This is a genomic window from Flavobacterium sp. IMCC34852 (genome assembly GCF_030643905.1).
Taxonomy (GTDB): domain Bacteria; phylum Bacteroidota; class Bacteroidia; order Flavobacteriales; family Flavobacteriaceae; genus Flavobacterium; species Flavobacterium rivulicola.
In genome coordinates, this window is sequence record NZ_CP121446.1 from 463,892 (window position 1) to 478,164 (window position 14,273).

Consider the following 14,273-nt stretch of genomic DNA (forward strand, 5'->3'; position numbering starts at 1 on the left):
CCTATCCGGGCTAATTTCAAAATAAACGATTACTTTTGCAATCACTAAAACAAACTAATATTACAATGTCAACAATTGCGCAACAATTCGGCATGACCGAAGCCTTAGAAATACTGGGCGTAAAAGCCATAAACGAAGGAACATCCACCGGAAATAACCATTTTTCAAACGGAGAAATCTTGGAAAGTTATTCTCCCGTAGACGGACAATTAATTGGAAAAGTAAAAACCACCACCGCAGCCGATTACGAAAAAGTAATGCAAACCGCCAGCGAAGCCTTCAAAACCTTTCGTTTAATGCCGGCGCCAAAACGAGGCGAAATCGTGCGTCAGTTTGGAGAAAAATTAAGAAAATATAAGGAACCACTTGGGAAATTGGTTTCCTATGAAATGGGTAAATCGTTACAAGAAGGTTACGGAGAAGTTCAGGAAATGATCGATATCTGTGACTTCGCCGTAGGTTTATCTCGCCAATTACACGGTTTAACCATGCACTCGGAACGTCCGGGTCACCGCATGTATGAACAATACCATCCGCTTGGAATCGTCGGGATTATTTCAGCGTTTAATTTTCCGGTAGCCGTTTGGTCTTGGAACACAGCTTTAGCTTGGATTTGCGGAGACGTTTGTGTTTGGAAACCCTCTGAAAAAACCCCTTTATGCGGAATCGCTTGTCAAAACATCATCGCCGAAGTATTGAAAGAAAACAATCTTCCGGAAGGAATTTCTTGTTTAATCAACGGTGATTACAAAGTCGGAGAAATGATGACGCATGACAAACGTGTGCCATTAGTTTCTGCTACCGGTTCAACCCGTATGGGTAAAATTGTAGCACAAGCTTGTGCGGCTCGTTTAGGGAATTCCCTTTTAGAATTAGGCGGAAACAACGCCATCATCGTAACGCCGGATGCCGATATCAAAATGACGGTTATCGGTGCGGTTTTCGGTGCGGTTGGAACAGCCGGACAACGTTGTACCTCAACCCGCAGATTAATCATACACGAAAGCATTTATGATAAAGTAAGAGACGCGATTGTTGGTGCTTATGGTCAGTTGAGAATTGGAAATCCATTAGACCAAAACAACCACGTTGGACCTCTAATCGACACCCATGCGGTTGAATTGTACAACAAAGCTTTGAAACAAGTAGTCGCCGAAGGCGGAAAAATCTTGGTAGACGGCGGTGTGCTTTCGGGCGAAGGTTACGAAAGCGGTTGCTACGTAAAACCGGCGATTGCCGAAGCTCAAAATCATTTTGAAATTGTACAACACGAAACTTTTGCTCCGGTGTTATACTTATTAAAATATTCAGGTGATGTTCATGATGCTATTGCTATTCAAAATGGTGTGGCACAAGGTTTATCTTCTGCGATTATGACCAACAATTTACGTGAAGCCGAAGCTTTCCTTTCGGTAGCAGGTTCTGATTGTGGAATTGCCAATGTAAACATCGGAACTTCAGGTGCTGAAATCGGTGGTGCTTTTGGTGGTGAAAAAGAAACCGGTGGCGGACGCGAATCAGGTTCTGATGCTTGGAAAGTGTATATGAGAAGACAAACCAATACTATCAACTATACGACTAGTTTGCCATTGGCGCAAGGCATTAAATTTGATTTGTAATTCATCTAACTGTTTTAAAAAGAGCGTTCTGATTTTATCGGGACGCTTTTTTAGTTTTATTCTAAATTAGTTTGAAAATTTTGACGGCTAACAAAAAGCACTATTTTTGCTGCGAATTTAAAAACGAAAACAATGCATTTTATTAAATCGACATACATACAGCTAGGAGATGGAAGTAATTTTCCATGTCGGGGTTTTGGGTTGGATAAAGTGTAATTAGCGATAAAACTAATTTCAATATAAATAGTAACCCGAAACTGAAAGTTCGGGTTTTTTTATGTCATCATGGAAAATATAAAAACAATTAACGCAAGAACATTACAAATGATTCTTAAACCAATTAAATTTTCAGAAACGGAAGTACTGCTTTAACAGCAGTATTGTATAGCATTATCATGCCCGATTCTGGATTCAGAATCGGGCTTTTTATTTATAAAAAACTCAAAAAATAATCAATGAATAACTAAACAACAAACTGAAACAAGCTCAGTTAAACCAATGAAATGAAAACAACGGTAACAACAATGATCAACAACTCCGCTACCAAGCCAAAATCTGCTTTTACGCAGTTGGTGGAGCGATTGTATGCAGAAAAGACAAACACTATCGGTAATCAAGGGACTTTGGCCTCTGTGATAGGTACTTGTTTTGCCTCAATGAGTCAAGTGCAACACACCTGGAAAAGAGCCGCTTTTCGCGATATGTTGTTGCATCTTGAAGCTCAAGGTTGTTATGCCTTGTTGAGAGATGAAGTTTACATTACTACTTTGGCTAACATCGCCGCTTTTGGCAACAAACTGGTACGCGAAATCGACACTTGGGAAAAAGAGTCTTTTGTGGCCGAAAACCAAATCAGTGCTTTAATCAAGCATTGCTTTGCGCGATATGAAGTGCCTGAGTTTTTGGAAAGTGTTTTCTATGGTGACCATAAAATACAAATGTTGTGGTATGTTCAATTGGGTCGAGGTGAAAGTGTTTTGAGTTTGAGTGGTTTCCCGGTAAAGTTTACCAAAAAAATGGCTCATGAGTTTAAAAAAGCACCAGCCAGTTATACTGTGGAACGAGCCATAAGATGGGCACAAACCAAAGGTTACGGCGCTACTGATTTGATGGCTGAGACCTTGGCTTGGAGTACTTTGTCCGAACATTTCGAAAATGAAGATTTTTGGATCACTGTAATCGCCTTTTTTGCTAAGTTCGAGGAATTGCCTTATGCTAAAGTACAAGAAGTTTTGTCTTATATCAAAGTACAATTTGAAGCCGACAAAACCTATGTTATGAAAGGCAGAACCTGGGAAGCTTTGGTAAAACAATCTGACGATTGGCATGCGGAATATTATAAAAGAATGCATGCCTTGAACAGAGCAGAATGGACAACCAGCCCTATAAAAGGTTTTAGAAAAAGTACCGTTGAAAATGAAAAAAACATTGAGTACTACATCATCGAATTGGTGAATTCTGAAGCTTTATATGAAGAAGGTTACGAAATGAGCCACTGTGTTGCTGAATATGAATATGAATGTATCGAAGGTAGAGCGGCTATCTTCTCCTTGAGAAAAAAAGTTGCCGAAGTGGTAGAAACTTTGGCTACGCTTGAAGTCGAATTGGCTATAAAAACCATTGTTCAGGCAAAAGCCAAATACAATGAAGCCATCTCAAAAGAAGCCCATGAGATAGTAACAGCATGGGCTACTATAGAAAAATTGACTTTAGGTTTTGATGAGTGCGGAGATTTCTATGCCGAAGAGCATGAAGTTCATTTCCCAGCTGAGGCACGAGCTGTTCAATACAATGCGCCACAAAATAACTATAGGGCGCAAAGAACAAACCATGGAGAAATCAACTGGAAATTTGTTCTTTTTGTAGTTTTCTTGGTCTTCAAAGCCTGTAGTGCTTTGAATAGATAAAAAAAGAGTCCCAATTTTCGGGACTCTTTTTGATTTTAAAAAAATAATTTACTTCGTTTTCTTCACATACTGCGTCAAAATCACTATGTGTTGTCCTTCGACTCTGCCTTCTATTTGTTCGGCGTTGTCCCAAACTACTTTAATATTGTGAACCGCTGCGCCTCGTTTTGCGGTAAAATTGGCGCCTTTTACATCCAAATCTTTAATTAACACCACAGAATCGCCATCAAATAATAGATTGCCATTGCTGTCTTTATGCACAATTTTTCCTTCTTCGTCTTCCCCTTCACCTGTGGCTTTCGCCCATTCTAATGCCTCTTCATCTAAATACATCATATCCAGCAAATCGTGGTTTTTTAATCGGGCTAACATGCGCCAAGAAACAATTTGCACCGGCAAATTTTCATTCCACATGCTGTCACTCAGACCGCGCCAATCGTTAGGATTGGTAGTATCAGGATTATCAATTTGGTCTTTTAAATTTTTGGTGATTAAAATACAGTTTTCAGGAACATCCTCGGTTTTGGGTGCTACCAAATACACTACTAAATTCTCTTCACTTCCGCTGATTTCACATTTCGAACCGCTTCTGTCTTTTAATCTTTTTTCTGTAACAATACTCATTAGGTTGGGCTTAAATTATTATAGGTTGAACGAGGCACCAATAGTAAACACAAATTGGTTGTTGTAGTTTTCAAATCCGTTTACATCGGTATCATATCTGGCTAAAGGCACATTGGCTTCGGCAAACATCCCGAATCCATTGGTAAAAAAGTATCTCGCACCAAGATGCCCACCAAAATTTCGCAAACCTAAATTCAATCCCGGATAAACATCCATTTTCGGATCTAATTTTAAAACGTTACCAATATTGGCATTGAAACGCACTTTCAAATCGGCTCTGTCTTCAAAACGAGGCTTAAAACCTGCTATTTCATTAGCATTGAGCATATAACCGGCCACAATTCCGAAAGACATATTTTCGCCCATTCCAAAATCTGCCGAAACACCAATTCCGGTTCCACCATCTTGAATGGTCATGCCTACTTGACCTTTAACATCTCCTTTACCTTTAAAAGCTTGAGCATTGACCAAACTTACCATAGCCAAAGCTATTATTGTGATTATTTTTCTCATAATAAATTAAATTAAAGTGCAAATATAAACCATTAGAAAGTACTATTTTGTAGAATTAATTTGAAATCAATTCCTGCCTTTTTCGTTAAAATACAATTCGTTTAAAGGTTCGCTTTGCCAAAATTCTTTTGTATTCACATCCATAATCGTCAACGGACCTTTAAATGCTGCACCGGTATCCACATTCCAAACACAAGCTTTTTGCACCGGAATGGTTTCTCCGATTCGCGTGACCGGTGTGTGACCAATGTAAACCTCTTCATATAAAGTCAGCCGTCTAGGATACAGCCAACTGTCTTTTGCAATGGTTTCATCCAACGACAAAGCAGTTTCCCAAAGCGTTCTGTCCCAATAAAATAATTTGGGGAAATATTCATAATTGATCCCATTCATATTGGTAAATCCGGCATGGATAAACAAGCGATTTTGGTCGTCGTGGTAATAATTCAGCAATGATTTCAAAAAACCGATATGCTGTTTTTTGGTAGCTTCGCTTACTTTTTCATAAGCCAAAATTGTAGCTTCGCCACCGTGTTTGAACCACATTTTTTCATCGAAATTCTTAGTGTTTCCTTCCAACCAATCCAACAACAATTCGTCATGATTACCTTTGATGAAAAAGCAATTTTGTTTTTGTTGCAAATCCATCAAATAGTCAATTACTTGTGGTGATTCGCTCCAACCATCTACATAATCGCCCAGAAAAATTAAAGTGTCTTCTTGGGTTACTTTGGCTCTTTCCATAATTTGATGCAGCGCTCTCAAACCCCCGTGAATATCGCCTATTACTAATATTCTACCCATTTGCTTGGTTGTATTTCATTTTTCTTAAAATGCGCATCGCTTCTTTGAAACTTAGATAAACATTGGCTTTCTTCTGTCCTTTTAAAAAAGGCTTGGCATCGATTAGTTTTTGTTTGGCTTCCTCAAAACCATTCAAATAACAAATCATCAAAGTAGAAGACAAAAACTCTAAATCTTTTTCTTCTCGCTCCGACAAAGTAATGCTTTTTTGCAATTTATTAATCAATGCTAAATTAGAATTATAAATGTGATGTAACATTTTTTTGTTGTATGCCGGCGGTTCAAAGAGCATTTTGGTTTCCATTTTGTAGTAGCCATTGTCAAAAAAATGAATCGTCAATTGTTCCAAAGGATAAAAACTAGTTTTATCGTTTAATCCAAGCGGTACGTGTTCAATAATCGTAAAACTGTGGTCGTCATACTGAATGGAAACCACATCCAATGCCGAATAAAACAGCTTTATTTGTTCATTAATGAGTTCAATATCAACTCTTGAAAGATAAGTGGTGTCTCTGATTTTTTTCGGAATACCGGCCCAACAAATCACAAACAATTCCTTGAAAACTCTGTATTTAGAAGGCATATCGCCGTGTCGCACATTCATAAAATCCATCACGCCATCTAAAGTGTGAGCAATACTGTTTCTCGAATTATTTTCTATTCGTATAACTGTTTCAATATTTTGTTTGGAATACGGAACCTTATCTTCGGTAGGCATCGAATTACTTCCGACTCTAATAAAAACGGTATTGGCCAAAATGGTATGAATGTTTTTCCTAAAAAAAGAAGTTTTATGCTTGGGTTTTATCGTAACCAAACCAACTACTTTGTCTTTGGGTAAATTGGGAAAAGGAACGTTTTCGTATTGAATCTTAGGCGGATTTTCCAAATAAGCATTGACCAAATTCTGAATCCGACTGTCGTCAAAAAAATCATCGCCCAGAATTTCATTGTCCTGATCTTCAACTCCAACCACGATATATGAATTGTTAGAAGGATTGGAATTAGACAAAGCACAAATGTGTTTTAAAAACTTGGCTTTCCCTTCTTTGGTGTGCAAATTTAACTGTCGCTTTTTGTCATAAAAACTACACTCATCGTTGTGAGCTAATAGGTTTTTGATAAGAAGACGTTTGTTGATCATAGTTAAGTACGATTTACAAAGTACGAAGTACAAAGTAAAACTACTTCAAACTTCGTACTTCAAACTTCGTATTTTTAAGGTACTTTATTCCCCATACTTTCGGTCCAAATGGCAAACCAATCTTCTTGTTCCAATGGCAACTCCGTGGCTTTCATTAAGGCTTGAATTCGGGCAACATTGACTGTTCCGGCAACGGGAATAACTTTCGCCGGATGTTTTAAAATCCACGCTAATAAAATCGTATCCGAACCAAAATGGTATTTCTTTACCAATTCGGCCAATAGTTTTTTCAAGCGTCTGGTTTGTTCAATATCTTCACGGAAAACCGTTCCCAATGGATTCCAACTCATCGGACGAATATTATGCAATTGCATATAATCAAAACTGCCGTCTAACATCGCTTCGTAATGTGTGGCTGAAAATTGGATTTGATTATAACTGATTTCCGTTTTTTGTCGAATCAATTCAGTTTGCCAAGCCGTGAAATTGGACAGTCCAAAATCGATAATCTTGCCTTCTTTTTTGAGCTTTTCAATGGCTTCCGCAATTTCATCAGCAACCATTAACGGACTAGGACGATGCAACAACAACACATCCAAATAATCGGTTTGGAGATTTTTCAATGAATTTTCAACCGACCAAATGATATAATCTTTGGAATAGTCGTAGTGTTTGATTTTGTTGTTTCTTCCATTCAAATGTTGGATGCCGCATTTTGAAATCAACTGAAAATTTTTTCTGTCTATTTTACTTTGGGCGAAAGCCTTGCCGAAATCAGCCTCTGTAGTGTAGTCACCATAAATATCGGCATGGTCAAAAGTGGTGATTTGGTTTTCGATACAAAGCTGTATCAAATGTTCCATCTCTGAAGTATTGAGTTTTTTATCCCAAATACCCCAATTCATGGTTCCGGCAATTATGGGTGAAAGTTTGGTCTGCATTTTTATCTTTTTTAAGTGATGTATTGAAACTATTTTTGGCTTTTTGTCCTTTGGAAAATTTTCTTATTTTGCCGCCGAAAATCAAGAAAACAGATTAGGTCTTAAAATTATAAAAAGAAAATCATAAATCATCCTTAAAATTGGGATGTTTTCTAAAGTTTTAACGCATTATTAACATCGCCTAACCTAATAAATTTTCACTTTTGAAATGTTAAAATTATAACGAACACACACTAGAATAAACCAATCACTATGGAAGAAAATGGTACTGCTTTAGATATCAGAGCAATTAATGCAAAAATAGAACATGAAAGTGCTTTTATCGAATTGTTGACAATGGAAATCAATAAAGTCATTGTAGGTCAAAAGCACATGGTAGAGCGATTGTTAATTGGTCTTTTAGGACAAGGGCATATTCTTTTGGAAGGTGTACCGGGTTTGGCCAAAACCTTAGCCATCAATACCTTGTCACAAGCGGTTCACGGTAGTTTCAGCCGTATTCAGTTTACACCCGATTTATTACCGGCCGACGTCATTGGAACCATGATTTACAATATTAAAGCCAATGATTTTTCTATAAAAAAAGGACCGATTTTTGCCAACTTCGTGTTAGCCGATGAGATTAACCGTGCGCCGGCCAAGGTACAATCGGCTCTTTTAGAAGCGATGCAGGAAAAACAAGTAACGATTGGCGATACGACTTTCAAATTAGACAAGCCGTTTTTAGTTTTAGCTACCCAAAATCCAATCGAACAGGAAGGAACTTATCCGTTACCGGAAGCACAAGTCGATCGTTTTATGCTAAAAACCGTTATCGATTACCCAAAAATTGAAGAAGAACGAATGGTCATTCGTCAAAACCTAAAAGGGGCTTATGAAAAAGTAAACCAAGTGGTTTCGGTGGAACAAATTTTACGTGCCCAAGAAGCGGTCCGTGAAGTGTACATGGACGAGAAAATCGAAAAATACATTTTAGATATCATCTTTGCTACCCGAACTCCTGAAAAATACAAACTGGAAAGTCTAAAACCACTTATAGGGTTCGGTGCTTCGCCTCGTGGAAGCATCAACTTGGCGACTGCTGCCAAATGTTACGCTTTCATCAAGCGTCGCGGTTACGTAATTCCGGAAGATGTTCGCGCGGTTGTACACGATGTATTGCGCCACAGAATAGGGGTTACTTATGAAGCCGAAGCTGAAAACATTACTTCCGTTGACATCATCAACAAAATTGTGAACGAAATTGAAGTGCCTTAAAATTAGCTTTTAGCAATTAGCTTTTAGCAGTCAGCACCATACTGAACGCTAATGGCTGAACGCTAATAGCTGAACGTTAAAAAATGGAAACCAAAGACCTTCTCAAAAAAGTTCGTAAAATCGAAATCAAAACCCGAAGATTGAGTGATCATATCTTCTCGGGCGAATACCACACGTCATTCAAAGGGCGCGGTATGACGTTTTCGGAAGTGCGTCAGTACCAATTTGGCGATGATATTCGTGCCATCGATTGGAATGTGACCGCGCGTTACAACGAACCGTATGTCAAAGTTTTTGAGGAAGAACGCGAATTGACCATGATGTTGATGGTAGACATTTCGGGTTCGGAAAGTTTTGGAACCAAAAACCAACTGAAAAGTGAAATCGTAACCGAAATTGCAGCCACCATGGCGTTTTCTGCGACGCAAAACAACGATAAAATAGGTTTGATTTTATTCTCAGACCAAATCGAATTGTACATTCCGCCCAAAAAAGGAAAATCACACGTATTGCGTATCATTCGTGAGCTGATTGAATTCCAACCAAAAAGCAAACGAACCGATTTGTCGCAAGCTTTGAAGTTTTTATCAAGCACACAGAAGAAAAAAGCAATTGTTTTTGTGATTTCAGATTTTATGGTCGAAGACGATTACGAAAAAACACTTAAAATTGCTGGAAAGAAACACGATATCACGGGCGTCAGAGTTTACGACATTCGCGAAGAAAAAATGCCGAATATTGGTATGGTGGAAATGGAAGATGCTGAAACCGGAGAAGTTTTGGTAGTCAATACCGGTTCAAAAAAAGCACGTTTGAGCTACGAAAAACAATACCAAGACAAAGTAAATTATTTTAAAGATATTTTCTCCAAATGTGGCTCTGGAACCGTGAATACGCGAGTGGATGAAAGTTATGTAACCAAATTATTAGGCTATTTTAAATCGAGATAAGAAAAAATGAAAAGGAAGTTTGCACTGTTTTTAAGCTTATTATCGATGGTACTTTGGTCACAACCCAAGGTGACAACTGCTGTTAATACGAATAAAAACAAAATCGGCGCCGAGTTTAAACTTACCTTAAAAACCGATGTCGATACTTTGTCCAAAGTAAAATTCCCGGAAAGTAAATTTTTTGGTGCTTTGGAAGTGATTCAATCCTATAAAATTGACACGGTAAAAAAAGGCGCTCGCTACGAGTTAATCAAAAAATACGGTCTAACAAAATTTGATTCCGGAACCTATACCATCCCAAAAGTACCCGTTATCATCAACGGCAAAACGGTTTTTTCAGACAGTATTAAAGTGGTAGTGAATGATGTCAAGGTCGATACCTTAAAGCAAAAAATGTACGACATCAAAGACATCGTTAAGGTAGAAAGTCCGATGGGCACTTGGTGGATTTACGTTTTGATTGCTTTGCTGATTGCCATTGCCGGATTTTTGGTTTACCGATTCATCAAAAAAATTCAAACCAAAGAAAAAGTCGAAGTGATTGTGTTCAAAACACCAATCGAAAAAGCCACAACACTTTTACAACAATTAGAAAGTAAAGGGCTTTGGCAAAAAGGAGAAATCAAAAACTATTACTCGGAACTAACTGATATTGCGCGTAATTATATTGAAGAAGAAATTCACATTCCGGCTATGGAAAGTACGACTTCGGAACTTATTGAAGGATTGCGAAAAGCCGCCAAACAAAAGAAACTAAAGCTTTCCAATGAAACGGTTGAAAACCTCGAGAAAGTATTGCAACAAGCCGATTTGGTCAAGTTTGCCAAAGTAAAACCGCTTGATTTTGAAATTGAAGAAGATAAAAAACGCATCTCCAATTCGATAGTAACCATTCACAAATCGATTCCGGAAGTAGTTGAAGAAGATGATGAATTGGCGCTTTGGAACGAACAACAAAAAGAATTGGCCCGTTTGCAAAAGCTCAAAAAACAAAAACGCGTCAGAATCATTACGACCATAGGAATCGTAATAGGAATGATACTGATTGCTCTTGGTGGCTTAATTTATTTCAAAGGATTTGATTATGTCAAAGACAATCTGATTGGTCATCCGACTAAAGATTTGGTAGAAGGCGAATGGGTTTATAGCGATTACGGAAATCCGGCAGTGAAGCTTGAGACTCCAAAAGTCTTGAAACGCATTGATGTTACTAAAGGGCTTACCCAAAAAGCTACGGATATGGTTAAGGAGATGAACACCTTTACTTACGGTAGCATGATTGACAATTTTTATATTGTGGTAAGTACAACCGAATTCAAGCAGGAAATACCAACTCCTGATTTAGACAAAGTGGCTGAGGAATCATTAAGAGCTTTAGAAAAACAAGGTGCCACCAATATTATTGTCAAAACAGATGATTTTGATACCCAAAAAGGCATTTCGGGCAGAAGAGCCTACGGAACAATGACTTTTGTTGACAAAATCAATGACAAATCAACCAAATTGTATTACGAAGTATTGATTTTCGCGCAAAGTCAAGGTTTCCAACAAATCATGATTATGCATGAAGAAGGCGATAAATATGGCAAACAAGTTACCGAAAGAGTTTTAAATTCGGTTGAATTACAAACACCGGCACAGTAATGAAAGAAGTGAGTTTTTTAAATCCTGAATTTTTCTGGTTGTTTTTATTACTTCCGGCAGCCATCGCTTGGCAGTTTTGGAAAAGAAAACAATCAGTCACATTAAAGATCAGTTCGGTCAGAGGTTTTAAAGCTGAAAAATCATTATTGGCTAAACTCAAACCATATTTGTTTGTATTGCGATTATTGGCATTGAGTTCTTTGATTATTGCGATGGCACGACCACGAAAAGTAGACATCAGCAGCCAAACCAAATCGACCAAAGGCGTTGATATTGTCATGGCGATTGACGTTTCCGGAAGTATGTTGGCCAAAGATTTAAAGCCCAACCGAATGGAAGCTTTGAAAAAAGTAGCCGCTAATTTTGTCGATGGCAGACCCAATGACCGCATCGGAATTGTAGTTTATGCCGCCGAAGCTTACACCAAAACACCGGTCACCAGCGACAAAGGAATCGTTCAAGATGCTATTCGTGGAATTAGATACGATAATGTGTTACAAGACGGAACCGGAATAGGAATGGGATTGACCACCGCAGTGAATCGTTTGAAAGACAGTAAAGCCAAAAGCAAAGTGATTATTCTCTTAACGGATGGTGTTAATAATTCCGGATTTATTGAACCCGAAACCGCTTCGCAAATTGCCAAAGAATACGGAATCAAAGTATACACGGTCGGAATCGGAACCAATGGCGATGCGATGTCGCCTTATGCTTATGCGCCCAACGGCGGATTTTTGTTCCGAATGATGCCGGTAGAAATTGATGTTGACTTGTTGCAAACCATTGCTAAAAATACCGGTGGAAAGTATTTCAGAGCCAACAACAACAGTAAATTGGAATCCATTTATAACGAAATCAATAAACTGGAAACCACCGAAATTCAAGAGTTGAAATTTTACGATTACGACGAAAAATTCAGACCTTTTGTTTGGATTGCCGGCATCTTGCTCTTGTTAGAATTCGGATTGCGAAATACCGTTTATAGAAGTTTTATATAATTACGAATTAAAAGAATATCATGTCAAAAAATTTAATTCATAATTTAAAATTCATAATTCACAATTGAATATGTACGAGTTAGAAGAAAAAGGATATTTGTATTTCTTGATTGCCATTCCGGTATTGGCGATGCTTTTCTTGTATGTACAATATTGGAAAAGAAAAAAACAACGCGAATTTGGCGATACGGATTTGCTCAAAAAATTGAGTCCGGAGAAATCTGTTTTCAAACCGATTTTGAAATTGGTGGTGTTTCTTTTGGCTTTAACTTGTTTGATTATTGGTTTAGTCAATCCAAAAATGGGAACCAAATTAGAAACCGTAAAAAGAGAAGGTATCGATATTGTTTTCGCCATCGACGTTTCTAAAAGTATGTTGGCCGAAGACGTAGCGCCAAGCCGATTAGAGAAAAGCAAACAACTGGTTTCCCAAATCATCAACAACTTAGGTAGTGACCGTATAGGAATTGTAGCTTACTCCGGCAGTGCTTTCCCGGTTTTACCGATTACAACCGATTACAGTGTGGCAAAAATGTTCCTGCAAGGCATGAATCCCGGTATTATTTCGGCCCAAGGAACTTCGATTGACCAAGCGATTAATTTGGCCACAACATTCATTGACAAAAAAGACAAAACCAACAAACTTTTAATCATCATCAGCGATGGTGAAGACCATTCCGAAGCTTCTTTGGATGCTGCAGAAGAAGCTAAAAAATTAGGTTTAAAAATCATTACTATTGGTGTCGGAAGTGAAAAAGGCGGACCCATTCCGTTGAAACGAAATGGTGTCGTGCAAAGTTTTCAAAGAGACCAAAATGACGAAGTAGTAATCACCAAAAGAAATCCTGAGGTTTTAAAACAAATTGCCAAAGCAACCGGTGGCGGTTATGTCGATGGCAATTCAACCAAAACTGTTTTAGATTATGTGAAAAATGCTTTAGACAATATCCAAAGAACCGAGTTTGAAAGTACCCAAATGTCGGATTTCAAATCGCAGTTCCAATGGTTTTTGGGTTTTGGATTTTTCCTTTTGTTTTTGGATGTTTTCCTGTTAGAGAAAAAAACCAAATGGGTTGAGAAGATGAATTTATTTAATGAAAAAGAATAAATGAAAAAAATAGTTCTCTATAGTTTACTCCTGATTTCCTTTTTGGCGAAAGCCCAAAAGAAGGAAAAAGACAGTAATTTGCCCAAAGGAAACGAAGCATTTCTCGAAAAAAAGTATGCCGATGCCGAAGCGGAATACCGAGTATCAACATCCAAATACCCCAAAAAAGCTATTGCCCCTTACAACTTGGGCAATGCCGTTTACCGTCAAAATCATAACGAAGAAGCCAAATATCATTATGCCAAAGCTTTAAAAAATGCCAAAACTAAAACCGAAAAGCACTTGGCTTATCACAATATCGGTAACACTTTGATGAAGAATAAAGATTATTCCGGCGCAGTTCAAGCTTATGAAAATGCTTTGAGAAACAATCCGGCTGATGAACAAACCCGTTACAACTATGCTTTGGCCAAAAAATTTCTAAAAGACAATCCGCCTAAAAAAGACGACGACAAAAGCAAAGACAAGAAAAACCAGAAGGAAGACGAAAAGAAAAACAAAGACAAGGACAAAAAGGACGATAAAAACAAAGACCAAAACCAAGACCAAAAAGGTCAAAATGATAAAGACAAAAAAGACGGCAAAGACAAAAACCAAGGAAAACCGCAACCACAACCCGGTGGCGTATCAAAACAGCGCTTACAAAATTTACTGGATGCGGTGAACAACGAAGAGAAAAAGGTTCAAGATAAAGTCAACAAACAAAAAGTTCACGCCAATCCTAAAAAAACAGAGAAAGACTGGTAATCAATTTGAAAATGATT

The 14,273-nt window shown here is 38.0% G+C and carries 13 protein-coding genes; 8 read left to right on the forward strand and 5 right to left on the reverse strand.

Going from position 1 to position 14,273, the window contains the following annotated elements:
* Positions 1 to 65: 65 nt before the first annotated feature.
* Both amaB and P7V56_RS02000 read left to right on the forward strand, forming a co-directional pair.
* On the forward strand, positions 66 to 1,619 hold the full coding sequence (amaB, locus tag P7V56_RS01995) for an L-piperidine-6-carboxylate dehydrogenase (protein WP_171221345.1): 1,554 nt from the start codon (positions 66 to 68) through the stop codon (positions 1,617 to 1,619).
* Between the two features lie 503 nt (positions 1,620 to 2,122).
* Positions 2,123 to 3,526, forward strand: coding sequence for a PcfJ domain-containing protein (locus tag P7V56_RS02000; RefSeq protein ID WP_171221344.1), 1,404 nt, complete (start codon positions 2,123 to 2,125; stop codon positions 3,524 to 3,526).
* A gap of 48 nt (positions 3,527 to 3,574) precedes the next feature.
* Here the strand turns inward: P7V56_RS02000 and P7V56_RS02005 are convergent, their stop codons facing one another.
* The 5 genes from P7V56_RS02005 to P7V56_RS02025 form a co-directional block, all read right to left on the reverse strand.
* On the reverse strand, positions 3,575 to 4,150 hold the full coding sequence (locus P7V56_RS02005) for a PhnA domain-containing protein (RefSeq protein WP_171221343.1): 576 nt from the start codon (positions 4,148 to 4,150) through the stop codon (positions 3,575 to 3,577).
* A gap of 18 nt (positions 4,151 to 4,168) precedes the next feature.
* Positions 4,169 to 4,663: a DUF6646 family protein gene (locus P7V56_RS02010; protein WP_171221342.1), complete on the reverse strand. Its 495-nt coding sequence runs from the start codon at positions 4,661 to 4,663 to the stop codon at positions 4,169 to 4,171.
* A gap of 66 nt (positions 4,664 to 4,729) precedes the next feature.
* Positions 4,730 to 5,467: a metallophosphoesterase family protein gene (locus P7V56_RS02015; protein ID WP_171221341.1), complete on the reverse strand. Its 738-nt coding sequence runs from the start codon at positions 5,465 to 5,467 to the stop codon at positions 4,730 to 4,732.
* Positions 5,460 to 6,611: an ATP-binding protein gene (locus P7V56_RS02020; RefSeq protein WP_171221340.1), complete on the reverse strand. Its 1,152-nt coding sequence runs from the start codon at positions 6,609 to 6,611 to the stop codon at positions 5,460 to 5,462. The genes P7V56_RS02015 and P7V56_RS02020 overlap by 8 nt, the downstream gene beginning before the upstream one ends.
* Positions 6,612 to 6,685: 74 nt before the next feature.
* Complete coding sequence (locus P7V56_RS02025) at positions 6,686 to 7,552, reverse strand: aldo/keto reductase (protein ID WP_171221339.1); 867 nt, start codon at positions 7,550 to 7,552, stop codon at positions 6,686 to 6,688.
* 252 nt (positions 7,553 to 7,804) lie between these two features.
* Between P7V56_RS02025 and P7V56_RS02030 the strand changes: the two genes are divergently transcribed.
* The 6 genes from P7V56_RS02030 to P7V56_RS02055 all read left to right on the forward strand — a co-directional run bounded on the left by P7V56_RS02030 (position 7,805) and on the right by P7V56_RS02055 (position 14,256).
* The gene (locus P7V56_RS02030; protein ID WP_171221338.1) at positions 7,805 to 8,809 is read left to right on the forward strand and encodes an AAA family ATPase; all 1,005 of its coding nucleotides are present in this window, start codon (positions 7,805 to 7,807) and stop codon (positions 8,807 to 8,809) included.
* Positions 8,810 to 8,892: 83 nt separating this feature from the next.
* The gene (locus P7V56_RS02035) at positions 8,893 to 9,759 is read left to right on the forward strand and encodes a DUF58 domain-containing protein (RefSeq protein ID WP_171221337.1); all 867 of its coding nucleotides are present in this window, start codon (positions 8,893 to 8,895) and stop codon (positions 9,757 to 9,759) included.
* Between the two features lie 6 nt (positions 9,760 to 9,765).
* Entirely contained in the window at positions 9,766 to 11,403 is a 1,638-nt protein-coding gene (locus tag P7V56_RS02040) for a hypothetical protein (protein ID WP_171221336.1), read from the forward strand.
* Positions 11,403 to 12,401, forward strand: a complete 999-nt coding sequence (locus tag P7V56_RS02045) for a vWA domain-containing protein (protein WP_171221335.1) — start codon at positions 11,403 to 11,405, stop codon at positions 12,399 to 12,401. The genes P7V56_RS02040 and P7V56_RS02045 overlap by 1 nt, the downstream gene beginning before the upstream one ends.
* A 70-nt stretch (positions 12,402 to 12,471) precedes the next feature.
* Entirely contained in the window at positions 12,472 to 13,509 is a 1,038-nt protein-coding gene (locus P7V56_RS02050; RefSeq protein ID WP_171221334.1) for a vWA domain-containing protein, read from the forward strand.
* On the forward strand, positions 13,510 to 14,256 hold the full coding sequence (locus P7V56_RS02055; RefSeq protein ID WP_171221333.1) for a tetratricopeptide repeat protein: 747 nt from the start codon (positions 13,510 to 13,512) through the stop codon (positions 14,254 to 14,256).
* Positions 14,257 to 14,273: the final 17 nt, after the last annotated feature.